Source organism: Paenibacillus sp. FSL R10-2734 (assembly GCF_037963865.1).
Classification (GTDB): domain Bacteria; phylum Bacillota; class Bacilli; order Paenibacillales; family Paenibacillaceae; genus Paenibacillus_AQ.
The window spans coordinates 7,144,114-7,168,514 of sequence record NZ_CP150170.1; the positions used below are offsets into that span (position 1 = coordinate 7,144,114).

Below are 24,401 nucleotides of genomic sequence, written 5' to 3' on the forward strand. Positions count from 1 at the left end.
GCGGTAAAATTCCGAATCCTATCTGTTCATTGCATTTTCACACTTCTGGTTTGCAACGCCGCAGGAAGTTTTACAAGCGGACTGGCAAGATGTCTGGCATGCGCCGCATCCGCCGTGTTTTGCGGTATCCATCAGTTTGCGGGTGCTCAGTGTTACGATTCTTTTCACGATAAATAACTCCTTCTGTAATTTCTTGTGATCACTTTCACTTAATTTCCATGGAACATCGTAGCAACCTCACGTAAGTACGTCTATGATTCCCGTCACCTAGCAGAGCAGAGAGGGCTTAAACATAAGCATCAACGTTAATTTTCGTGCAGTCTTTCATGCTTGTGATCGTAGGATGCCGTAGAGGGAACCAGAGTCAGAGCAATGCTAAAAAAGTGACCAAAGAAACAAAAAAGAGACGGCAATGATGCCATCTCTTGAATAACGATTTTTCCTCATACTTGTCCGTAAAGTCCAATAAATATAAGGATCTCATAACACTGTATCCTTCCTTACCAGTAGAGCGACACTCTCCGATTCCATATGCACCATATGCGAACATCCCTCTCATTATCATGGCTATTGTTATGGTGGGAAGAAGTCGCGTAGAATTAGGGATTTTTGTAGGGAGTGTTTCTTGAATATTCAATGAAGTTATTTATTTTTATAATGTACTACGCCGTAGTTCATAAAAATATTGCACAATTGGATGCTTTAACTTCATCTTCTCGCTCATGTTTAAAATCCGCTTTTTTCCAACTCGTCTGTCCACTAAGGCTAGAATATTCAACAAGATATCGTCGCTTTCTAAGCTCTCCTCTATGGAAATAGATAAATACTTAGTAGCTTTAACAATAAAATTCGATTTACTTAATGACGTCTGTGCTGACAAAAGCTCCTTTGCAACTTCTGATATTTTTCTACTTCTTGCAATGACTATTAAACGATCCTCCGGGATGATCCCCTTGCTATCTTTTCTAACCGCTTCAATTTCTTCATGGTTGATAGGAATTTGAAGATCTGAATCATTCTTAATCTCCTGCTCTTCTGATACCATCTAATTGAGCTAGTTCTATCATTCATATTGAGTACGTTCTTTTTATCTACCGAAATATAACAACTCCCTGATTTATCAGGTAAATAACGGTAACTACTTGCGCGATATTCAACCCTGCCGTATAACGCAGGACAGAGAAAACTCTCCAGTTGTTGCTTCAATTTGCTCCAGGACATGTATCCTCCTATGTTTTATGTTATATATACCTGTTGAGGCAGTCGTTCTATTATACAATACATAATACGATCCCACTAAAACCTGAATCATATCTTGATATAATCTAATCCTCTATTTGTCACGCCTTTATTCAATTTCAGGCACGGGTTTATTATGGAGCTATACCCATTATGAAAGAAGAGATCCCGTCTTGTCATCACCTCTGTACATAGAAACAAGCCGATTAGGTATAGACCCCGTGGTCTGGCACCTAATCGGCTTGTTATGTTACGCCTCAAACGTTTTTACTTCGGTTATTAGTCTTACTCGGACAGATAATTCGATAACCGGTACAGGAAGTTTCAGCGCGGGTCGTATTGCTGCTTGGATGGTTTATTTCTCCATTACTTATCGTGACCTTTACCCGGGTTTTCTTTTGAGTATTCAAAGGTCACTTTTACAGGCTCGCTCATATAGCCAGTCGATAGATACGCCTCATTGGTTCCCTTTAAATTACCCGTAAGTTTGAATGTGAATTGGAAGCTTCCCGCGACTGTACTCTTCGTCTCATCTTCGAGATGAACCTTGCCTTTCGGATCAAGAACCTTCAACTTCACATTTGTAAGGACGCCATTCATCAACAATCCATCAATCGTTACTTTTTTCGCTTCCTCGTCAACCTTTACTTGTATGCCCTCAATGCCCTTCACGTCTACAGCGCCCGAGAGGTTATAGACACCAAACTCGTAGATGGAATATCCGTAATCGGTTGCTCTTTTTATGCCTTGTAACTTCATGTATCTTGTCTTGACCGGGTTGAACTGAATCGTTTCTTTGCCATCATGCGCAGGCATGACATTGATCCAGTTCTGCTTATCGTTCGACACAAGAAGTTTGTATTTATCGGCACGAGCATATTCCCAATCGATTCGAACCGTATCCATTTCCTTCACTTCATCGAGATCGACCAGGAACCAAGTATTGTCCACGTATTCGCTCGCCCATCTTGAAGCAGGGAATCCATCGACGGCTTTAGCCGGTGCATAATTCGCATTATTGCCTTCGGTCGACGAAGCTTCTACCGTTTTATTCTGCGCCAAATTGCCTATTAGGTAATAGACGCTTTCCTTCAGCGTATTGTACGCCTCATCTTTTATCGTACCCGCCTTCTTGAATTCATCCAGCTTTGCGTTAAAGCCTTGGAGATACTTGGTGACTTGCGCTGCATCTTTCCCTTCATAGCGCTTCATCATTTCCAAATAGTTGTTCAAAGAACGCACCGTTGCAGAATTCGTAAATTGCTTCGCTTTTTCGAAGCGGTCGACTAACGCTTTCATACCAGATGCATTCGTCGTTGCTTCGATAACATATGACTTTGTCACCATACGCCCCGCCGTAACGGTAATGTTAAGCTCATGCTTGCCAAGCTTGCCTGCAAGCGGAATAACGGTACCCGCTGTATAAGGCTTGCCGTCATACGTCGCCGTCACTTTCATCAGACCATCATCCGTTCTAAGCTTCCATGTAAAGGATACGGATTCTGAATCGGGCAGCTTCATCCCGCTCTGGAACGGCTTGCCGTTCATCTGCACGTCTACCTCGGAAGGCGGAGCCTCGTTGACCTGATACGTTCCTTTAACAAATTGATACAGCCAGTCGTAAAGAACGCGTGTCGCTGGATCTTTACTTACCGCGGTGTTATAGACTGCATTGTTGCCTTGGTAATACGGTTTGAAGCCATCCTTCATGAGCCCTGTCTTCGCACCGCTGTTCAAGTAATCGATATACCTCTCCCGGAACACACCGTCCGTCAGCATCCGATCATCGAACTCGAACTCATTAGTCATCCCATAAAGCTTCGCGATGTTCGAAGCATCTTCAAAACGATCATAACCTATCGGCGCGAAGAAATAGTTCGGTTGGAGCGCTACCGCATCGAAGCCGACATCCTTCCACATATAAGCCTTGTACGCCAAGGAATGCGGAATCCAGAAAAATTTCATATTCTCCGCATGCACTTGCTCACTTACAGCTTTCACCAAGTCCGGACCGGCTGCATCGATGCCGATTTGTTCTTCCAGCCAGTACATGCCTACCAGTTCAAGATTCGGATATTTCTCCTCAGGCCAGAGCGACTTCACCTCATTGATATACCATTGCGTTGCCTTCGCACGATTTGTAAGCGCTTGCTAATTGTGGCCAGTAAAGTTGAGATTTCCGTCACCGAGATCTCCGAAATTGACTACGCCCTCATCCGGATACGGAATCATCAGAACAACCTTTGTCTTATGATTCGGTTCGCCGAGCTTCTGACCGACTTGTTTTGTCGCTTCATTCAACTGCTGCATATCGCCAGTTGCCGCAAACGTTTTTTCCAAATACCATTTCCAGTCTGCAAGAATGGATGGATTACCCGACCCCGCCCCGAAACTGCGTCCTTCTGGAGAGTTCGTCCCGAGATAGAGGATGCCGTCGAAGAGCCATGCCGTCGGATTATTATCCTTATCCACGTAACTGATATTCGGAATAATCCGGTCCTTCTTCCAATTCCCTATTCCAGGTTTATCCGCATAATGTCCGTTATTGAGCAGTCCAAGATCCTGAATGCCCGCCGTCGCTTCGCCAGGCGCCAGGAGCTTCGCCTCCTGCGTCGGCACGGTTACCGCTCCCGCTGCTTGCCCGTCTTGACCGATAATTTCAATCTCATCCACGAGGGTCATCGCCGAAGGATGCATGGAGAACGTCACTTTGACGTACCGAGCATACGCGATTTTCGCATCTGGGCCGATCGCTTTAATGCCGTCCTTGCTGCCGTCCCACACATAGGTCTCCGTGTATTTGCCGTCATTCCACAGCTTCTGCGTGGCATTGTCTTTTAGCAGTCCCCAGTTCACCTTGTCATCGGAGACATACATCGATACCGTGAGTGGCACGAGTACATTGTTCGTTGGCCAATCTTCGAGGAAATTGGCTTTAATACCCGTGATGGATTTCTTCGCCCCCAAATCAAACACAACTTCGCGTGTCTTACTCAAATGATGTCCAACCCATACTACGTCGGATCTATTGCTTGCCCCATATATACCATCCGTAAGTGTGTTGCCTTCATCCGGATAGGAAGCATCCGGCTCTTGCGACCACTCATAAGATAAGCCCGCTACAAGATTGTGATATACCGCCCCATACACTGACGCAATAACACCCTCCGTACCCGCTCCCGGTAGGTCTGATGGATTCGTCACCTCGACCGGATCGGCTTCGCCCGGCGGGTTCGCTGGTGTCTGTTCCTCTGTCTGTGTAGGCGGCAGCGCCTCTTCCGCTTGCGCGATCGGCATCATCGTTACGATCATGATCGCAACCATGACGAGAGCTACCCATTTTCTACTCCTCTTCATATCGTACTAACTCCCTTCTGATTCTTGAGTTAAGAAACATCAATCTCCTAAATGGTATATGCTTCCATTTCAGCTTACCTCGATGCTCTTTCCTCCCTTCCGAGATTCCGACACGTCATAGAAGCTTATAACATATGTCAATGTCCTTATAGTAACATTATGAAAAGTGGCCTTTCTTTCAAATAGATAATTAATGACATTGGGTATACACTTGTTGACATGAAGGCCTTCACGTCGCGTTTTTATAGGTATAAAGATAGCGCTTACCTCCTTAGGTCCTACCTATTTTCTATCAATGTAGTGTGCTGAGGAATTGCTTCACGGTATTCGCAAAGCTGAATGCCATCTTGTTAGCTTTAGACTTAAAATCTGGCATTGTAAATTATGTGGATGATATGCCTGTGTCTAGCAAAGTGAAGAAATTGGGATGGCACCTCTAAGCAATCCGCCAAATAAAAAACGCAACCCCCTCGAGGTTGCGTCGTGTTTATATATGGTGGCGCCTAATTGCTGCGGCGTTCTACTAAATTAATGCCCACGCCGAAGAAAATAACGGCCATCATCAGCAGCTTGGCAAGCGGCAAATAGATTTCCGTCCAACCGTATTGATAGAAGGCGGCTCCGAGCATAGCATCCATGGCGTGCTGCAGAGGGCTTCAATCCTATTATATACAACAGGACGAGAATGGCCCTCCTATCCATAACCGAACGGATGCTTTTTGTACTCTAAGGGGCTTGAGCCGACTCTATTTTTAAACACACGACTAAAATAGTACTGGCTCTTATACCCTACCTTCACGGCCAGATCCCCGATTTTGATATTCGGCATTACGTCATCCAGAATCTCCTTCGCCTTCGATATCCGAAGCTCGGTGACATAGTCAAGGAATGAAGCACCGATTTCTTGCTTCATACGCTTGCTAAGATAGGTTTGGTTGATATGAAATAGCGCTGCTACTCGAGTAATAGACAGCTCCGGATCCTGATAATGACTGTCAATATACTCGGTCACTTTTTGGATAAGCACTGTTCCATCCCCTGTATACCCGGGAAGCTCCCGCTCCTTATCCACCCTGCTTTCATGTGAATGCAAAGGATATTTTGCCTGAAGATGCTCATCGATCCGATGAAGCAGCTTGTTCAGATCACTCTTCGGCACAGGTTTCAATACATAATCGAATGCTTGCAGTTGCACGGCTTGACGTGCATATTCAAAGTTATCGTAGCCGCTGATGATGACAACCAGAACCGACGGGCAGCGTTCGCGCAATATATTCATCAGATCGAGCCCATTCATATTCGGCATGTTGATGTCCACAAGACATACATGTGGTTGGGCTTCCTCCACCATATTCAATGCTTCGTTTGCACTTTTCGCTTCTCCTGCAACTTCAAAAAGATACGAACTCTCCTCAATGTATTGTCGCAAGCCTTTGCGAATGATCGTTTCATCATCGACGATGACAATCTTCCACAACTTCATTCCACTCCCCTTCCAAAGGTATACGAATGACCATAACGGTAATGCCATCTTCGCTCTTCACTGCAAGGCCATATGGCACCCCGTAAGCTAGTCGAATGCGATGGTTCACACTGTATAGCCCAAAGCCTGTGGCAGAACGATCATATTTATCATCAAGAAGGGCTTGATTCATCTGTTCAAGCTTCTCTTCAGGAATCATAACCCCATTATTTTCAACCTTAATGACCAAATAATCGACCTGTTTATATGCTGTAATCGAAATTTTGCACTTTTGATCCCCAAGTGGCTTAATCCCGTGATAAATCGCATTTTCCACCAACGGCTGCAGCATGAAGCGAACGACTTGGCACTGAGCAAGCTTTTCATCATATCGAAGCTCATAGTCCAGAATCTCCTCATATCGCACGCCTTGAATATGAAGATAACTCTCGACGTGGTACAACTCCTGATCAAGCAGAATGTAGGGACTGCCTGTGCCAAGCCCTAATCGGAAATACGCGCTAAGCGCTTCCACCATCTCCACCACATTGTCTGCTCCATGTTCCATTGCCATCCACTGGATCGTATCCAATGTGTTGTATAAAAAGTGCGGCTTGATCTGCTCATGAATCAGTCTGAGTTCCATCTCCTTTCGGTCCTGCTCCACAGCGTATAATTGAACAAGCATGTCATTGAAGCTTCGCCCAAGATCACCGATCTCATCCGAGCGCGTAACATCTGCTCGTATGGTTTGGTTGCCGTTCTGCACATTTTCCATTACCTGGCGAAGCGACTGAATTGGACGAATAATGGAAGAAGCAAGCAGCATCAGAAAGACGATAAACGCACTACCGATAAGAACGCCTACCAGCAATGCAGTCCGCTGGGTTTTGATCACCGCTAGCGATAGACTTGAATTCGGTACTTCGAGTACTAGCTTCCAGCCTTCCACATTTAGAATTGGAGCCTCAAATACACTCATGTTCTTCTTATCTGCTGTATCCTCCGCTCCATCTCCTTCACCCAGCTCTCTGCAATCGACGATAAGCTGGCCTGACTGGTCATATAGCATTACATCTTGAGCAATCTCCTTCATCTTCTTGACGGAGACGGCTGCGGCAATATAAGCTACCTCATCATTCACCGATGGATTCACGCGATAGAGAATGACGACGATTTCGGCTGCATTCGCTTTGGATACGATCGGATTGCTCACCACATAATTGGAATCTGAATTTTGCAGTAGTTTTCGATAGTAGGGTCGGTTTAGTATCGAAAAAGGCTTGTCCCTTGCTGACCAGGAATTTCCGTGAATATCCACCACGCGTATGGATTCGTACTCTACTTGCTTCTTCGCCTCGAACTTATCGATCTCTTGCAGCAAATCATCTCGTGTCCAATGGTGGTCCGAAGCTAGAGAAGCAAACATGTCTATCTCACCGATGCGCTGATTAAACCAATAATCGATCTGGTCGCTGCGTGCAGTAACCACTTGCTGCGTTAAGTTCTTATTCAAAGGGACAACCGTATGGTTCATCTCCAAATATATTGTTACAAGCAATGCAACGAACAGCAGCAAGAAGCAGCCTCCTGCAATTAACGTAATTTTTAAGTGAATTGATTTCATTGTAATCATAGCCCTTCACAATATCCGTTTCTTACATGCCCGAAAAAGACAAAAAAACGCTAATCTGTGCAAATACATAATGCTGTACTAAATCTATAATAGGTCTTGTGCATATTTTCACATGAAATACCATTCATGTCTAGGCTAGAGATAAAGGATTTGCCTAGCAAATCTTCCTCTCCCTAGTGTATGTAACCAATTCACAACAGAATGAAGGAGATATTATGCAAACTCACACGAAAAAGCTGTTATCTATTCTACTAGTCCTCAGTCTTATGTTCACGCTTGCTGCCTGCGGCGGTAAAGATGCAGCACCCGCTGCAGATGCAAACGGAGTTCAAGTCTTTGAAGGAGTTGGGCAAGGTAAACATGGCGATATTAAAGTACAAGTTTCCTTATTAGATAACAAGATCACTGACATTAAAGTAACAGAGCATAAGGAAAATGAAGTACTTGCAGAACCTGTTTATACGCAGCTCAAGGAAGATGTCATGGCAACTAACAGCGCAAAAGTTGATGCCATTAGCGGATCTACGGTTACAAGCAAAGGATATCTCGAAGCAATTCAAGATGCAATTACGAAGTCTGGACTTACCCTTGTCGCTGGCGCTGCAGTCAGTAGAAGCAAAGACAAAGAAGAAGTCGAGCAAACCTATGATGTTGTCGTCATCGGTGCCGGGGGTGCTGGCTTTAGTGCGGCTATCGAAGCGAAGAGCGCTGGAGCTAATGTAGTTCTACTCGAGAAAATGCCAGCTGTTGGCGGCAACACATTGATCTCCGGTGGTGAGATGAATGCGCCGGACAACTGGGTTGAACGTGCTCTTGGCATCACAGATGACACGGCTGATTTGTTCTATAATGATACGATGAAAGGCGGAGACAACCTCGGGGATCCAAAGATGGTTCGTATTCTTGCCGACAATGCTCTATCATCTGCCGAATGGCTGCGCGATGATATCAAGGTAGAGTTCTTACCTGATCATCTGTTCCAATTTGGAGGCCATTCCAGAAAACGTGCGTTGATTCCTGTAGGTCATACAGGTGCTGAATTGATTACCAAGTTAAAAGCCAAAACAGACGCTGACCGAATCACGATCAAAACGAATATGAAAGCCGAAACCTTGTTGAAGGACGAAAGCGGAAAAGTAACCGGTGTAACTGCGACTTCGGGTACTGGCGACAAGATCACATTCCATGCGAACAAAGGCGTCATCATCGCTACTGGTGGTTTTGGATCCAATGTAGAGATGCGTAAAAAGTATAACCCTAAAATGGATGAAAAATATATGTCTACCGATACACCAGGATCTACAGGTGACGGTATCGTTATGGCAGAAACGATTGGCGCCAAACTGACAAACATGGAGAATATTCAAACGTATCCAATCTGTAATCCTGAGACAGGTGTTATTTCCCTGGTTGCAGACTCCCGCTTCGATGGTGCGATCCTGATTAACCAAGAAGGCAAGCGCTTCGTCGAGGAATTAGAACGTCGTGACGTTATTTCTAAAGCAATTCTTGCCCAAACGGGCGGATATACGTATCAATTATGGAATCAAGGCATTGAGGATATCGGTAAAACGATCGAAGTTCATCAAGACGAATACGATCAACTCGTTAAACAAGGCTTGCTCTTTAAAGCCGATACGATTGAAGAGGCGGCTGATTTCTTCAAAATTGACGTGAACACTTTGAAAGAAACGATTAATAAAGTAAATGATTATGCGAAAACAGGTAAAGACCTTGATTTCAAACATCGCGGTGGATTGAAATCTCTTGAAAAAGGCCCTTACTACATCGAAAAAGCTGTACCATCCGTTCACCATACAATGGGCGGATTGGTGATCGACGAGAAGACTCGCGTATTGAATGAAAAAGGCGAAGTCATCCCTGGGCTGTTCGCTGCAGGTGAAGTAACAGGGGTTATTCATGGTGCAAACCGTCTTGGCGGTAATGCCATCGCTGATATATTCACATTCGGCCGGATTGCAGGCAAACAAGTTGTAGCAGAGTAATCTTATGTTTGTGTAACTGCTCTATTAATAAGTTAGCCTTAAAAACGTGCAAGATAGTTTGTAGAGTGCAGGTTGAATGCTAACTTTCAAGTTGCCCTCTATGACATAGCAAACCGCCCTGTCAGCAACATTGCGAACAGGGCGGTTTTTTATGGTGGAGCCTAGGGGCTACGCTCGTCTAACTCGCTGCTCTTTTATCGTTCTCCGTTAGTGGAATTAAAATTGCCCATTTCTTTTCTGGTACTATCACTAAAACTATAGCAATTATTTAGTGTCTACTTGACAAGGGTTCCTTCAAATTTCCTAGTGTCTTCTTTACATCAGGCTCAAATCCGGTAGATTTTCACATCAATTTCACATCAAGTCTGATCTCCTCTATCTGTGCCTCCAATGTTTCAATCTGTACCACACTGGAAAACTCAAGTAAGTAAAGGGGGTTGAATCACTGTTACATCCCTCACCAACAAAGCTACCGATTCTACGTGTGTCGTGTGTACAGTGCGAACAAATCTTATATAGATGTGCCCCCAAATGTAAAGCCAGACTATATAATCATAGTCTGGCACATTTCTTGATATACTCAGACTCTTCTAAATATACCACGGACTTAACTTAGATTTAAATTCTGATCCAAACATGATTTCCACTTGCTAAATTCTAAATATAGCTCAGGATAGAAAAAATAGAATTTCTAATAGCCTGTCCAATAAAATTCACTATTGTTTTATCTTCTTATTAATAAAAACATCAAAATCCTTTAATCCATTTAAAATTAAGTTAATTGTTGATAATTCTGTGGTAACATCGATTGGTTGCTGTGTTCTTGCTGCTGTATGAGCAGTATTTCCTCGATTTTCCCCATATGAATCCAGAGTAGATAACCATGTTGAATCAAAATCATCTTTCTCAAGTCCTAATGGGATAAATAGCTTGTAAATATTATCCTCTTTAATACCGTGGTTTTTTTTAATCCTATCTCTTTCAAACCCTATACATATTTGATTTACTTTTGAACTTAATGTTTGTTTAGTTTCTATTTTTTCATAGTGAGCAAAAAGTGCAGCGATAGTAGTGCTCACCTTTTGACTCTCATTCCATTTTCTTCTAGCTCCACTCAACATTTCAGTTGCTCTATCTTCAAAGTATGCCTCGAATTCTGCATGACATAGTACTCTAAATCCCCTAGCTAAATCCATTTGTCTTTTGGTTAAGTCTGAGACATTTCTATTTTTAAAACTACCTATTAAATTTTTATTCAATTGGGTTAGCCTTCGATCTAAATCACTAAATCTACGTGATAATTTAGGATTTGACATAACTCACACTCAGCCCCATTCTACCGAGACTGTGCCATCTGTTACGTTTAGTCTTGGAATCTCACAGTCAATTATTTCTTTTAGAACGGCATGTATTTTTGTGAAACGATAAATTAATTTACGAATATCTTTAGTTGTTGAGCTAATCGAATCATTAAATGCTCTATCTTTTTGACTAATCATTTCAAACATTTCTTTAAAGGTACCTTTTTTCCCTTCCAATTGTTCCCTTACTTCAGGAATGGATAAATAGTATGTGAATACTTCATATAACGCTCTATTAAACCTATTGCTGTACCCATTTGAGTATCTACTAAAGGCTTCCTTCTCCCCGAATATATCCATGGTAATCCTAATTGCTTCTTCCAGATTATTAAAGTCCTCTTTAAAATTATTTTTTTTAAGCTCCCACAACCCATTCAACTCTTCACATGTACCATCCAAAAATTCTTTTAAATTACCATGAAAATCGCCTATATTATGTTTAAATGCGAAATACCTCAGAGCTAACTCTACATCTCTCATTCTTGCATCGGGTTTGGAGTTTCTTAATACTCGCATAAAGACTTCACTTTTAGCAGTTTCTTCATCTAAAAAATCTAGAAAATCACCCGGATGCAATGCTTGCCTTAACTCTTGCGGAGATAGCTTCTTACTGCCAGTGTTTAATCTAAGGAAAACAGCATATAAAAATTTTTCATTTGGCCAATTTCTAATGACGATCGTCCTAATTGTTTGATTTTCAAATTGTGTTTTATAATCATTAAATTCAAAATTGTCTTCTAAATCATTAAAGGTCTTACCATTAAGAGATGTTAAAAACTGTAGATTTTTTAAAACTAACATGTCAAAATCATCATTTTCTGATGCACTAAACTGTCTCAAGGTTAACAACCTTTGTTTCCCATCAATAACTATATACTTATTCTTCACTCCTTTGCGCTCTGCTAAAATAATTGGCGGGACAGGAAGACCTAGAATTAATGATTCAATCAATCTACTCTTATCATATTGATCCCATGCATCCCTTCTTTGAAACTTAGGATCTAAATCAATATTGTCTTTTTGCAATTGAGAAATAATTGTTTCTGTGGTCCAATCCGTTCCCCATATTACTGCTTGATTAAATACTTGAAGGTTTTCAATAAGCAAATCTTCTTCATTTTCCTCACCAATTAACTCAAACTCATTATCATACTCATATCCCATGCTAATTCACCTCACAAAATTACTTACATCTTGCAGAACAACGCCTTAATAATATATTTCTTGTGGAATTGAAAGCTTAATAGGTAAGGACCAATTTCCTTAAAAAGCAACAGATGTTATCCTGACTTGACAGAGGTATAGCTTCTATCCGATGCTTCAATGATATTATTTTATGCTCCTCTTCTCATTAAGGTCCATATTAATAAAGCCCTTAAGGTCATTCCGATAAAACTCATACTTTATATATTCAATTGCAATATCTGGAGGAGTGTTATCTACAATAATAATTTGGATGTTATCCTGAAGTTCAATAAGAAAATTATATATCGCTTTATAACTTTGTGGATCTAACCTGTCATCATCCGAAACACTAGCATTAATACCTAAATATTTACTAACTGTATCAAACATAAGTATTCCTGGATGATTCAATTCAGGTTGATCAATTTTCAACTTTAATATAGCCCCAAGGTATGCAATTTGTATACACATAACCAATCCGCCACTCTCATGCTCAAATACACTTGCATTGTGGTAGTATGGCATATAAGATTCAGTATTTATGTAATCAACCAATGGATTTGTTGAAAAATTAAACCTTTCTAATAACGCTCGATACTCTGTATTCAAATGTTTCAATGTATCTTCCTCTATATCCTCTTCAACCCGCAGTCCTTGTTCCTGTATTCTTAGCTTCTCTAATGTTCTTAGAGTAGAGCTAATTTCTATATTCTTCTCTTCAATTTTCTTGTGAACCCGAAGAAATTCTTTGACAAGATTTTCATTATGTTGAAAAGAGGATATAAAACTGTTAATCACCTCAATTTCGGCAAGGAATGGAGTCTCAATATTCTCTGAAAACTTTTTAAAAGCCCTATCGTAGATTTCTTTCCTACCTTTTACTTGTTCTATATAAGAATTGGCTTCATTAAGTGAGGACTGATTCTGCTGGATAGATGCCTTTAAGGTAGAAGTTTTTTTATTTAATTGATCTATTGCTTGAGTAATTGATTCATGACTTTCCATGGGAGAAAGATTCAACTTTAATAATGATGCACATAATGGACAATAATGCTCATGATCATCATGTTTATAATGAAAGAATGCTTCTTTTGTTGCAGCCATTTCTTCCATTTCTTTTATATAATCATTCAAGAGCTCAGTTTTGCTACTTAAAGAAAATTGTATGCTTCTTCGAATCTCCTCTATATTTGACAGTTCACTCGCTTGTTTTATCACCTCATGTTTAACTTCATCGTACAATTCATTAGTTCTACTCTTTTTATCATTTATTTGCTGAAGAAGCTTAAGCTTTTCTGCCTTTTTTTCACCGATTTTATCAGCTAATCTACTTAAATCACTTTGCAACACCAACTGATCTTCTGCATCCCGTTCTTTAAGATACTGATTTAAACCATCAATTGATTTTTCTAATTGCTTGATCTTATTCTCATTATCAACAATTTGTTGGATAAGTGCATCTAGATCAGGATTGATAAGTTTGTGCAGTAACTGAAAGGTCGGTTTATTCTTTGGTCTAACAAAATGATTTTCGTAACTCAGAAAATTTTTAGTTCCTAACTCATGTTGATTAATATATACAAATCGAAGAATATCTCTAAATGAAATTGACTCTGTTGTTTTAGTTGTATCATGAGCCTTATTTTTCATCCTTTTAAATTCAGGTATTTCTAACAAATCCAGAATAAATCTTGATAACTCTTGTAAATTGATAATTTTGGGTATAAATGATGAAATTTCATTTGCTTCTGCATAATAAATATGAATTTTAGAAGTATTTTGTTTCAATTCTCTTTTTAACGTAAGTGTGATTCCCATTATCTCAATTTCTAAAAACACAAAGTCACAAAACTGTCCAAGCTCTTTCTGTACATTCAAGTTTATTTTTTCTTTATCCCCAAGACAGTAGTCAATTAATTTCAAAATGAGTGACTTACCACTATAGCTATCACCAGAAATAATATTAAGTCCTGCTTCAAAAGGAAAGGTTCTTTTGTAGAAGTCCCCTTCAACAATCAACTTATTGATTCGTATGGATTGGATCATTTTTTAACTCCCATAATTATTTTTTCTGATTCAACAGAATACTTGGTTTGTTTTTTTATTCCCTCAATACGTTCTTGTAGTTTTTTATAGTAGGGACTTTCTAATTGTGAAATCATTTGTAGTCCTTCTGTTGTCATTGAGCAACTATAGTTCTCGGTTTTATCATTAGAGATACTTATATAGTTTTGAGAATATAGATTCAAAATTATAACCTTTATTTGCCTCTGAATATCAAAATATACATTTTCACTATCTTGTAAATCATTTGGCTTGGTATCAATATTGAAGATAGTCACTTCATTATCGGATAAAGCGAGACTATAATAAAATAATATATGTCTGATATTCAATCCTGATTTATTGCTAAAAGCGTTTATTATAAAAAGGACATTCATCATTTCTAAGAAAGGATTATTGAAAAGCAGTCTAAGAGAGGCTGGTAAATTATTGTTCTGCATAATATTCTTCCTTATCCATCCTATTATCCCCCCACCAAATATCTTTTTCCCAATCATTTGCCAATACATGTATTAACCCTTTATTTTCAAAATTGTATGGAAGGCAATCTTGGATTACCTTAGTCAACCTTCCGTATTCAATATTACCAAACTGTTTATGAACTTCATCTATTAAAAATTGACTATCGAAATGAGTTCCATAGCTCATCTTTTTAATGTCTATATATCTCATTGCACATACCGTCAAAATTGTACCTATTACTCTTTCATCAAAGCGTTTTTTCCTTAATTTTCTGATATATTTATCAGCGAAAAAGAAAAAATCTTTACTCTGCTCATATGTTTCATTATCAATTTTCTCTAGTTTGATTTTTTTACAAAATAAATTGTTATTTAAACCCGCTTTTATTTCAGGATCAGGCAGCTCCACAAATAGCGCATCATCTTCTGTAAACGAAGGAGGCTGGGTATCCGTAGCACTTAACTCATTTAAAACTCTACGTATTTCCTTAACATGACTGGAGTTTGTCGAGTCATAGGGAATAACTTCAAGTCTATATTTTTCTTTTAATTCCGCAGTTATTTCTTCACTTGGCTGATCTAAAAGGATGAAATGCCTAGCATGAAAAGTATCATTGTAATCCATTAAAAGTTGCCTGATATACTCATCGTCAAACGAAAACCCAATAAATAACAAAACACAGCTTCCAGAAAGCAAAGAAAATAACCTTTTGTATTTTTCTTCAGAATAAACTTGATTATATTTTGTTCTTGTAAGAACAAGCGAACCAGTATCAGAGATATTACCATGAAGATGCCAAATTCGTTTTGGTGATTGATCTAATACTAATTCATGGGAGCTTACGGTAGATTGACTCAAAATTTGAGGATATAGACGCTCACCTTGTAAATATTCAAAAAGCCATTGGTCATAGTTTGTAGTCAATATACGCTGGAAATCTAGTCTTCCTATATCCGAGTAATTATGATCCTCTTCGTTTGGACACTTAACCTGCTTTGACAGTATTAAACGGACTATTCCCTCTTGAATTTGCCGCTCGTCATATTTCCCGTATCTCATCAGTAAATCAACTGCATTCCAATAGTTCTTGTTAAGTATCTCGAACTCTATAGCAGGCAAAAGTTGAGTAGGAACATCAGAGGACAAATCATTTATTAGATCTCCCCAATTAGGTATTTTAAAAGGAACTGATAATCCCGCACCAATGAAAGGGACTAATCTCCCTTGAGAATAAATTTTTCTAAGATGAGTGATGTTTTGATCAGTCATTTATATCCTCCCAAATGCCTATAATAACTTCTAATAGTTCAAATTATCCAATAAATAACCTATTCGACGGCAATATCTCAGAACCCTTCGTAAATGGAATATATATCCGATTATTTAGAGTTTCATTTCCATAAAGTCCTCTTAAGTTACTTCAGATCAACTGGGAACGTTAATAAACCTATATCTTTCCGTACAGATGAATTCCCTTTCTTTTCATATAATTTAGTCGTGGCAAAACCTCTACATTCACACTACTATTGCATGTTATATTTATCCCAGAATGATCTGCTAATAATTCTTGAATTATGTCACTCACTTCCTACTGGTCTTAATTCAATGTATTAGTGTAGATTGTTGTGAATTTATGCATTAGATTAACCTAATGAATACGCACCTTGCACCCACTTTTCATTCGAACCAAGGTAACGAAGCTAGCATAAATTCAGCAATGTGGAATAACTAATAAGAACTTCGATTATAGAAAATAAAAAAAAGAACGGTCCCTATTACAAGAGTACCGTCCTTTTCACTATTCACTTGAATTCCTTCCACTCCAATAACAGATCAATCATTTTACTTATGCTTTGTTGTTCTTCTGTGCTCCTAATTTGAACTTTGGTAATAATCTCATTTAATACAACACTTTCTTGATCATTAGGTGCAGGTTTAATATGCCGAAATAGTTCTTCAAAACTTATCCCTAACGCATCTACAATCCCTTCTAGACTATCAATCGTAGGACTCTTCTCTCCACGTTCAAGTTGTCCAATATATACGGTATGTAGATTAGCAAGATTAGCTAACTCTTCCTGGCTATATCCCCGCCCCTTCCTATAATTTCTTATTTTTACTCCCAATGCATATTTCAAGTCGCTCATCAATTACCACCTCAATCTCACTTTGAGGATACTAACTGATATTTTCCAGAAACTATAGGCTGTATTTACGTTATATATAAAACAAAAGTATTTAATTATGTTATTATATCTACACCAATGTGATTTTAAAATACTATTATAATGAATGGGATGGAAAACTATGGCACGAAATGTATACAACTTAGATTTCAAGAAAAAGGTCTTAAAGGAGGTAGAAGAAAGTAACAATACTGCCGCGGTTGCAAGAAAGTATGGAATAAATGTTAAGTTGGTGTATAAATGGAAGAGTTCATTCTCTAAAGTCACAGATATTCAATTAATTGAACCTACTAGCCGACCTCAAAATACCGAAAACTATGACTTGCAAGTAATCCTACTTCAAATGAAAGAGATACAACAAAAGCTCGATCATTTAAGTTCAGTTGGCTCCCAGGATCAGTTTATGGCCGATATTGCAGCCTTAACTACCAGAATGGAGTATTGTGTGATGGACACTCTCATGAAGATGCAAGGGCAGTTTGCCGTAATGATGCGTAACTTCTCTCAGATGAATAATCACGCTGATGATAATGATATGCTATCACATAGCAAGAGTAGCATCTCTAATAACCTATCACCATCTATACCCCGCCCTACGAATAACCGTAAAAGATAATTCTCTGCAATTATCTTTTACCAGCTCTGCGGCCTATTTAGCCTTACCTATAGGCCGAGAAAATACATATAGATCCATGGATTATCCTACACACTTATAAAGAGTACAGTAGCATAAACGAAACCGAGAGCACAGAATCAGAATGAAGAATCTGGAGGAATTTTTTATGAAAAAAGTAATGATTACTATACTAGCTTCACTTACACTGGTATCAGCAAAACCTGTTATTGCAGCAAGTAGTTTCTCTGACGTACCGCAATCAAACTGGGCCGCCCCGGCGATTACATTTATGGTGGACAAACAGATCGTGAATGGATATTCAGACGGTACGTTTAAACCTGAGAAGCCCGTCACCAAAGCAGAATTCGCCCATATGTATCATGCTCTATTCCCTAAAGTGGGCTCTACCGCTAACATAGCATCTCCCTTTTCCGATACAAAAGGTCATTGGGCAACTAAGGACTTTTCTGCCCTATTCAATCAGGATGGTTGGTCATTTGCAGATCACTTTGACAGTAAAAATAATCTTTACTTGGCTCCTGATAAACAACTAACGCGGTGGGATTTCTCAATACTAGTAGGTCTTCTTACTGAAGAACTCAAAATTAAAGGAGACATTACCAATATCAGCGACAGACCTGGGCCTGAGGAAATCTTGGACACCATAGCTGGATATAAAGATATAAAAACAAGATCTAGAATAGGTATGGAAATGTCCACACTCTTTACTCCAATGATTTTTACTTATACGGACGAACTTGGAACTACCTATGATGGCGACTTAGAAAATATAAAAGCTGAAATTCTATATTCTGTTATTACTAAAGGAATTATGGCTGGAGCTAACGGAAAATTCAGACCAACGGATAAAGTAACTCGGGCTGAGGCTACAACAATCCTACATAGACTGTATATTCTATTAGAAAACTAATCCATTACACTTTCTCTACTACAACCCAAGTTGAATAAAAAAGTAAAGAGCAAATACTAAGTGTGGCGGGAGGTTTCAATAATGAGAGATATAGAACGAATTCCACTTGTTATGAATGCATTGAAAAATTGCTGGGACACCATGCCGGATATGCGCTTTGGACAATTAATTGAAAATATTCTTTCACACTATAAAGGAGAGGAAAATCTAGCCTCTAGCCTTTGGAATATGGAGGAGAACGAATGGTTAAAAGCTATCCAATTATTCTCTGAACACCATAAGGGTAAATGGATTTATCCACCTGACGAACAATGATTACGATTATAAAGATGAGCGAGGGACTAAAAATTGGAGACTCAACAAGAACGTAACCGTAGACTATAACAAGAAGCAATTCAGCGAAGTAGTCGTGAGTATACAAGATATTCTCAAAATCAGCCACGACAATATTTTGATTCACCGCCCTCCTCATCTGCTGAAATACGATGTCCAAAGTGCCAATCAAATCAGATCTCCGCAGAAAGAAAAGGGTTTAGTATGAGTAAAGCAGCAGCAGGTGGTTTACTATTAGGTAGCGCTGGATTATTGGGAGGATTTTTAGGAAGCAACAAGCAAGTTAATACCTGCATAAGATGTGGATACCACTGGGGGAAGTAATTCTTCGGGTGGGGAAGAATGTGTCTTTCGATTGCAATTAACTATCTTAAATATAGCCAGCTATTAAATATTTTTATTGTTAAGAGATTACTCTACTAAGGTGATCTCTTTAACGTATTTCCGGGTGTTTAGTTCAACTATATCATGATAACGAAGCAGTTCCTTAAATTCAGGTTTTTCCTGGATTCTCCTAAACTGTCTTTTTCCGCTGGATGTTGTAAGACCCAAGAGCTCGCAAATCTCAGATTTAGTAATTGTCTCACATGGGGAAAGAGCGCTCAACACCTCTGAAAAAGCTTCGTACCAAAAAGGTCTTCCTATACCAGTATCCCACTTTTCGAAGGTGCTTCCCTGGAAGTATTCATTCACTAACTTGGTTAATACCCGATCTTTCGTACATATGTATACATGAACAGAGGCATTAAAATCTTTGATTCGAAGGGCTATACGGGAGACATCCTGAATAACGGATACCAATTGATCACTCAGTTTGATCTTTTCTTCTTCTAGGTTATGATTCCTCCTAACTCCTCTAATAGGATTAATTATACCAGATGGAGATTTGCCATTAAGAAGACCGAATTTAGATGCATAATATGGCTCTCCTTTATTAAGGAGGTTTACCAGTACTACAGCTGTACAGAATTGATATTCATTTGACCCCTTTACATTACCAAAATGGTTAATTAGAACCTGCCCCGCTCGTACTTCATCAGAAAACAACTCACTTAATCGCTCTTTAAACTCCTTATAACAAAGAACAAGAACTTTATTTTCGGACGAGATCAACTTAATATGAGTAGCAAGCTCAGTCAGGATTTCATTATTTTTACGCAATTTTGTCTTGGTCGTTGATAACTCAGCAACGTGAAAAGTTGCATTTGAATAAGCACGGTACCCCTTTGGGATATCCAAAATATCTATCCTGTCCCTCATAACTTGATAATCAACATCAGTAGCAGCAGTTCCATCCAGAATGATTACGTTATAATCATCAAACTGTAGTGGATTAATATTAGAAACGGTAATCGTGTTAGAACCATCTGGCTGCCTACTCCAGTTGCCCCCGTCCCGTATAAGCAATTCAACCTTCTTCAGAAGTTGAGGATTGGTTCCATGATAATGACGGTTCCAAATGGGGTGACAGTCAAAACTAAAATCTCTTTCCATTGAAAGAATACATTTTATATCATCCTCGTCCTGGTGAAATAGGTCTTTTACTTTCTCTAGAATAGATATAACTCCATCAAACTGATTCAGATGCTCCTGCATATTGCGGATTTGTCCTTCCACATGTAGTATATCCTCCAATGTCAAAGGAGTGATGGTGACAAGGGGTGGTTTCTCATCGATAATAAGGAGCCTACGAGGATGTTCAATTCGGTTAATATCATACCAAGTAGCGTACGTATCCAGACGTTCTCCCTCCATCTCCAATCTGCTATGGGATAGAATAACAATCGGATACTTTTTTTGTTCATCATACTTTTTAAACGTTTCACAGGCGAATCGCTCATCACACCCTCTACAAATACCGTAGGTATACTCTTTGGGTTCCTTAACGCAGTATTCTGAGCTAAACGCACTCTCCATAACATAGGCAGCAGGTTGCTCATTCCAATATGGGGCGTCCAAATTCCATAAAACTTCATACAACCCAAGCTCCTCAACGATTTGCTTTGCAGTCTCAATGCGTTCGACAACAATTACCGCTCCTGCATTAAACAAATCATATTTCAGTAGATATTTGAGATATGTCTGAAGCCAAGTACTCTTGCCGCCTCCAGGAGGTAATGGAATGCAGATTGGATTCACATTATTTACCGCCGTATAATACGTCATACTTTGTATAACTTGGCGAGTCGTTGGATCGAAAATTATATTGCGCCGTTCCATTTGAGCAGACATAAGTTCCATAACCCCGATAACAATGTCTCTTTGAGCACCAAAATCTTCAACAAGCGGAACAACTTGCGGTCTTATAAAATCGGTAAGCTGTAAATCGAGATACTTCTGTTCCTTAACAGACTCCATATCATTAAGTACATCAATTAAGTCCTCCCATTCTAACTTTTCGGCCACCCACTTGAGCGGTTTTCCGTTTTCAATTTCACAGCCTCCACCCGCACTCCCAGAAGAACAGTGAACAAGTAGATTTTCTTTATACATATATGCTGATGGTTTATTATCTCCATGAACAGGACATTGGAATGCAAGACGATCCCCGTAGTCTACAAATTCCTTGCCTTCCATTTCGAGATTTGATATAAACATCGATATAATTTGCTCCGACTCCGTCTCTGAATATCTTGAAGATATCGGCTTTCTAACGAAATGCTTCTTATGAACGGGCGGGAATGCTTCAATAATTTCGGTCTGCGAATATTCAATTTGTGGGTCAAAAAAAACTATAGTTTCTGTGACCACGCGTTCAGGATATTCCTTATAATTAGACGCAAAAGGAGAACGTAATGCATTAGATGGGTTAATTACCGATCTGTCTGCTTCGAAAAATTCCACTAGTTGCTGTTGAACATTCTTAAAATGGGTGATGGACTTTGCAATAGTGTCAGGAGTAGATATATCCCAATAAGCCTCCTTAATCTTATAAAGCAGCTTAAAACCCGCCCGCCCCTCATAGATCATTGTTGGTTGAAGTTTGGATTTCTGTATTCTACTCCATTGCTCCTCTTTAGTGCCTTCATCCATATCAACAAAATGCCATCGAATGCCACGTACTTGCTCATCCTTTGAACTGCCGTTCAGATAAAGGCAAATACCAAGTCTTTCATTTTCGACCTCATCAATTAAAATTGGAATTGAAAGGTTTATACAGCCCAAATACACATTATCTTTACGTGTGCTAGACTGTTTCCCTTTCTTTGAATCTTCTAATAAAAGAATCGGTATATGTTGATCACCCGCCGCGAAGTATAGCAATGTATCTGCAAGGTTATCCAAGCGTGGTACTGTTATTAAACTAGTCATTTCAATTCCCCTTTTATTTTTAGAGGCGGTGGACTCATGATTTCTAAAAGAGGACAATTTCTAATATATATATATACTAGAGAATGTCCCCTATCTGATAAGAATAGGAGTCCGAATACCTCACTTCTGTTTAAATAACGTCTTACTGAATAGCTGCAAAGAGTTCACAACCTCAAATCCGCAACAACTCTTCAGAAAAAATTCTCCGGTATATAATGAAGCACCCTATCTCACCAGTATTTGTAACGACTTTTCTAGGTACTGGGTGGGGTAAGAATCATTATAATCGGATCATTTCATACTCTAGTACTCTTCCATATGCAACGAGAATGTGCTTTTAATCTTTATGAAAGCAAAATCAAATTGGAAGGAGGAAACAAAGTTGAAAATTGTAAATTTGATTTACTAGCGAAGAACTCATTTCTCGTTAACATTCTACTCACTATAGGTAATGTGACCATCTATTCTGTTGTCGATAATCTCGACATCAGCAGTAAGTAGACCTGATTTTAATAGAACTCTACACAGTTCTTCTAGAGCTTCCTGAATGTTCTGTTCTCCATTGTACTCATGAAGTATGCTCATAACTTCTCACCTCCCCACCCCTTTATACGACCTTGGGTTGCTATTGTTTAGGAGGTGAGCAAAGAAAAATTATTATTCATTCAACTAAATTCTTGGCGGGGGCACATCGTATAAGGCACTAGAAACTCTTTAGGAGGACTACACCTATGCGATACGCCATATATGCACGTGTAAGTACTGATCATGATAGTCAAAAGGAAAGTGTCGGTCACCAAATCGCTTTCTTCAATCGTTATGTCGAGGAAAGGTCTGGTACGATATATGATGTCTACAAAGATGAAGGTGTCAGCGGAACGAGTATTAAGGGCCGAAGCGATCTACAGCGTCTACTAAGGGATGCTAGGGCCAAAAATTTCGAATATGTGTTGTTCAAGTCCATATCCCGCTTCGCACGCGACATTCAAGACGGAATCAACATAAAACGTGAATTGGACAACCTCGGGATCGGAATGATTTTCATAGAACAAAACATTGATACTAAAACCGCCGATGGAGAGTTGATGTTCTCAATACACTTGTCTGTCGCTCAACAGGAAAGTGAAGCCACTTCGAAACGAGTCAAGTTCGGTAGACGTGAAAAAGCAGCCAAAGGCAAATTCAACGGCTCCCTTCCACCGTTCGGCTATATAAAGAACGGAAATATACTAGAACTTGATCCGAAATACTCACTTATTGTAAAGGAGTTATTTCGTCTCTATCTTTACGAAAATATGGGTCTATATAAGTTGTCGAGGTATCTAAATAACGCGGGTATCCCAACACCGAGGACAATAGCGGGGGCTAAGAATGCAGGTGTCCTTTGGCAACAAAGTACAATAAAGCTTATTCTCACCAACCCCCTCTATACAGGTAACATGGTGCAGAATAGGACTGAGACTATCAGTCTACGAACTAATCAGCGTAAGGAGATACCCGCTGAGCAGCAGACTGTTGTCCCTAATACACACCCCTCCCTTATCTCGATGGAAGAGTTTCACGAAGCTCAGATGAAGTTGAAAACAAAAGGGGAACGTCGAAGTAACGGTCAAGAGAGCCTTTTTGCACACATCGCCGTTTGTGCCGATTGCGGAATGGGAATGCATTTTAAAAAGGACAGGGGCGGATATACGTGCGGAAAATACGGAAAATATGGAAAGAAGTACTGCAGCTCTCACTATATAAAGGCAGACGACCTGCTCTCAAAGGTGAGACAGCATCTGAAGTTGTTGACTGCAGGTAACCAGATTAATACCCGTAAACTTGTTGAGATATTCAAAAAAGAATCAGGATATAATGCTGACAATCTCGACAAAGAATTACGTAAAGTTGAAAGTAAACTCTCCCTACTAGCAAAGAAACAGAGCAGGTTACTTGATCTCTTAAATGAGGGCGAGCTTACACAAGAGGAATGGCGTACTCAAAATACTCTGATACGAAATGAAAACGCCTTGCTTTCTGTACGAAAGGCTGAACTGATGACGCAGGTAAAAAACGAAAAAGACCTGGATACAAACATCCAAGTCTTTGAAAAACAAGTGAAGAAATTGCTGCATCTCAATTTCGAGGATGAGCGGATACTCAAGCAAATTGTCATGAAGCTCATTCAGAAGATTGAAGTCTACAGTGATGGAAACATAAAAATACATTACAATATCGCTCATCCAAAACTTATACATGGGGCATAGAA

18 protein-coding genes and 2 pseudogenes are annotated in these 24,401 nt (G+C 39.6%); 5 read left to right on the top strand and 15 right to left on the bottom strand.

Annotated elements, in window-relative coordinates:
- Positions 1–18: 18 nt before the first annotated feature.
- From scfA to NSS67_RS31000, 7 genes and pseudogenes are all read right to left on the bottom strand, one after another.
- On the bottom strand, positions 19–168 hold the full coding sequence (gene scfA / locus NSS67_RS30970) for a six-cysteine ranthipeptide SCIFF (protein WP_076098734.1): 150 nt from the start codon (positions 166–168) through the stop codon (positions 19–21).
- 484 nt (positions 169–652) lie between these two features.
- Positions 653–1,221 (bottom strand): annotated as a pseudogene (locus tag NSS67_RS30975) (hypothetical protein).
- 384 nt (positions 1,222–1,605) lie between these two features.
- Positions 1,606–2,787, bottom strand: a complete 1,182-nt coding sequence (locus NSS67_RS30980) for a discoidin domain-containing protein (protein ID WP_339320754.1) — start codon at positions 2,785–2,787, stop codon at positions 1,606–1,608.
- Between the two features lie 69 nt (positions 2,788–2,856).
- Positions 2,857–4,596, bottom strand: a pseudogene (locus NSS67_RS30985) (DUF4855 domain-containing protein); the annotation flags it as partial.
- 503 nt (positions 4,597–5,099) lie between these two features.
- Complete coding sequence (locus NSS67_RS30990; protein WP_339317618.1) at positions 5,100–5,234, bottom strand: hypothetical protein; 135 nt, start codon at positions 5,232–5,234, stop codon at positions 5,100–5,102.
- A 56-nt stretch (positions 5,235–5,290) separates the two neighbouring features.
- A complete protein-coding gene (locus tag NSS67_RS30995; protein WP_339317619.1) occupies positions 5,291–6,079 on the bottom strand; it encodes a response regulator in 789 nt (262 codons plus the stop codon).
- Entirely contained in the window at positions 6,048–7,685 is a 1,638-nt protein-coding gene (locus NSS67_RS31000) for a sensor histidine kinase (protein WP_339317620.1), read from the bottom strand. Before NSS67_RS31000 ends, NSS67_RS30995 begins: the two co-directional genes overlap by 32 nt.
- A gap of 224 nt (positions 7,686–7,909) precedes the next feature.
- Here NSS67_RS31000 and NSS67_RS31005 point away from each other — a divergent pair, with 224 nt between their 5' ends.
- On the top strand, positions 7,910–9,700 hold the full coding sequence (locus NSS67_RS31005; protein WP_339317621.1) for a flavocytochrome c: 1,791 nt from the start codon (positions 7,910–7,912) through the stop codon (positions 9,698–9,700).
- A gap of 716 nt (positions 9,701–10,416) precedes the next feature.
- Here NSS67_RS31005 and NSS67_RS31010 read toward each other — a convergent pair.
- The 6 genes from NSS67_RS31010 to NSS67_RS31035 form a co-directional block, all read right to left on the bottom strand.
- The gene (locus NSS67_RS31010; protein ID WP_339317622.1) at positions 10,417–11,016 is read right to left on the bottom strand and encodes a HEPN domain-containing protein; all 600 of its coding nucleotides are present in this window, start codon (positions 11,014–11,016) and stop codon (positions 10,417–10,419) included.
- Between the two features lie 9 nt (positions 11,017–11,025).
- The gene (locus tag NSS67_RS31015) at positions 11,026–12,225 is read right to left on the bottom strand and encodes a DUF262 domain-containing protein (RefSeq protein WP_339317623.1); all 1,200 of its coding nucleotides are present in this window, start codon (positions 12,223–12,225) and stop codon (positions 11,026–11,028) included.
- Positions 12,226–12,390: 165 nt separating this feature from the next.
- Positions 12,391–14,292, bottom strand: a complete 1,902-nt coding sequence (locus NSS67_RS31020; protein WP_339317624.1) for a hypothetical protein — start codon at positions 14,290–14,292, stop codon at positions 12,391–12,393.
- Positions 14,289–14,750, bottom strand: a complete 462-nt coding sequence (locus NSS67_RS31025; RefSeq protein ID WP_339317625.1) for an ABC-three component system middle component 4 — start codon at positions 14,748–14,750, stop codon at positions 14,289–14,291. The genes NSS67_RS31020 and NSS67_RS31025 overlap by 4 nt, the downstream gene beginning before the upstream one ends.
- A complete protein-coding gene (locus NSS67_RS31030) occupies positions 14,737–16,041 on the bottom strand; it encodes an ABC-three component system protein (protein ID WP_339317626.1) in 1,305 nt (434 codons plus the stop codon). The genes NSS67_RS31025 and NSS67_RS31030 overlap by 14 nt, the downstream gene beginning before the upstream one ends.
- 533 nt (positions 16,042–16,574) lie before the next feature.
- Positions 16,575–16,919, bottom strand: a complete 345-nt coding sequence (locus NSS67_RS31035; protein WP_339317627.1) for a helix-turn-helix transcriptional regulator — start codon at positions 16,917–16,919, stop codon at positions 16,575–16,577.
- Between the two features lie 160 nt (positions 16,920–17,079).
- Between NSS67_RS31035 and NSS67_RS31040 the strand changes: the two genes are divergently transcribed.
- The 3 genes from NSS67_RS31040 (at position 17,080) to NSS67_RS31050 (ending at position 18,820) form a co-directional block, all read left to right on the top strand.
- The gene (locus tag NSS67_RS31040; protein ID WP_339317628.1) at positions 17,080–17,574 is read left to right on the top strand and encodes a transposase; all 495 of its coding nucleotides are present in this window, start codon (positions 17,080–17,082) and stop codon (positions 17,572–17,574) included.
- Positions 17,575–17,740: 166 nt separating this feature from the next.
- Complete coding sequence (locus tag NSS67_RS31045) at positions 17,741–18,505, top strand: S-layer homology domain-containing protein (RefSeq protein WP_339317629.1); 765 nt, start codon at positions 17,741–17,743, stop codon at positions 18,503–18,505.
- An 81-nt stretch (positions 18,506–18,586) separates the two neighbouring features.
- Entirely contained in the window at positions 18,587–18,820 is a 234-nt protein-coding gene (locus NSS67_RS31050; RefSeq protein ID WP_339317630.1) for a hypothetical protein, read from the top strand.
- Between the two features lie 429 nt (positions 18,821–19,249).
- On the opposite strand, the gene NSS67_RS31055 is transcribed toward NSS67_RS31050, so the two are convergent.
- Positions 19,250–22,150, bottom strand: a complete 2,901-nt coding sequence (locus tag NSS67_RS31055; protein WP_339317631.1) for a hypothetical protein — start codon at positions 22,148–22,150, stop codon at positions 19,250–19,252.
- Between the two features lie 435 nt (positions 22,151–22,585).
- A complete protein-coding gene (locus tag NSS67_RS31060; protein ID WP_339317632.1) occupies positions 22,586–22,735 on the bottom strand; it encodes a hypothetical protein in 150 nt (49 codons plus the stop codon).
- A 146-nt stretch (positions 22,736–22,881) separates the two neighbouring features.
- Between NSS67_RS31060 and NSS67_RS31065 the strand changes: the two genes are divergently transcribed.
- Complete coding sequence (locus NSS67_RS31065; protein WP_339317633.1) at positions 22,882–24,399, top strand: recombinase family protein; 1,518 nt, start codon at positions 22,882–22,884, stop codon at positions 24,397–24,399.
- Positions 24,400–24,401 lie beyond the last annotated feature (2 nt).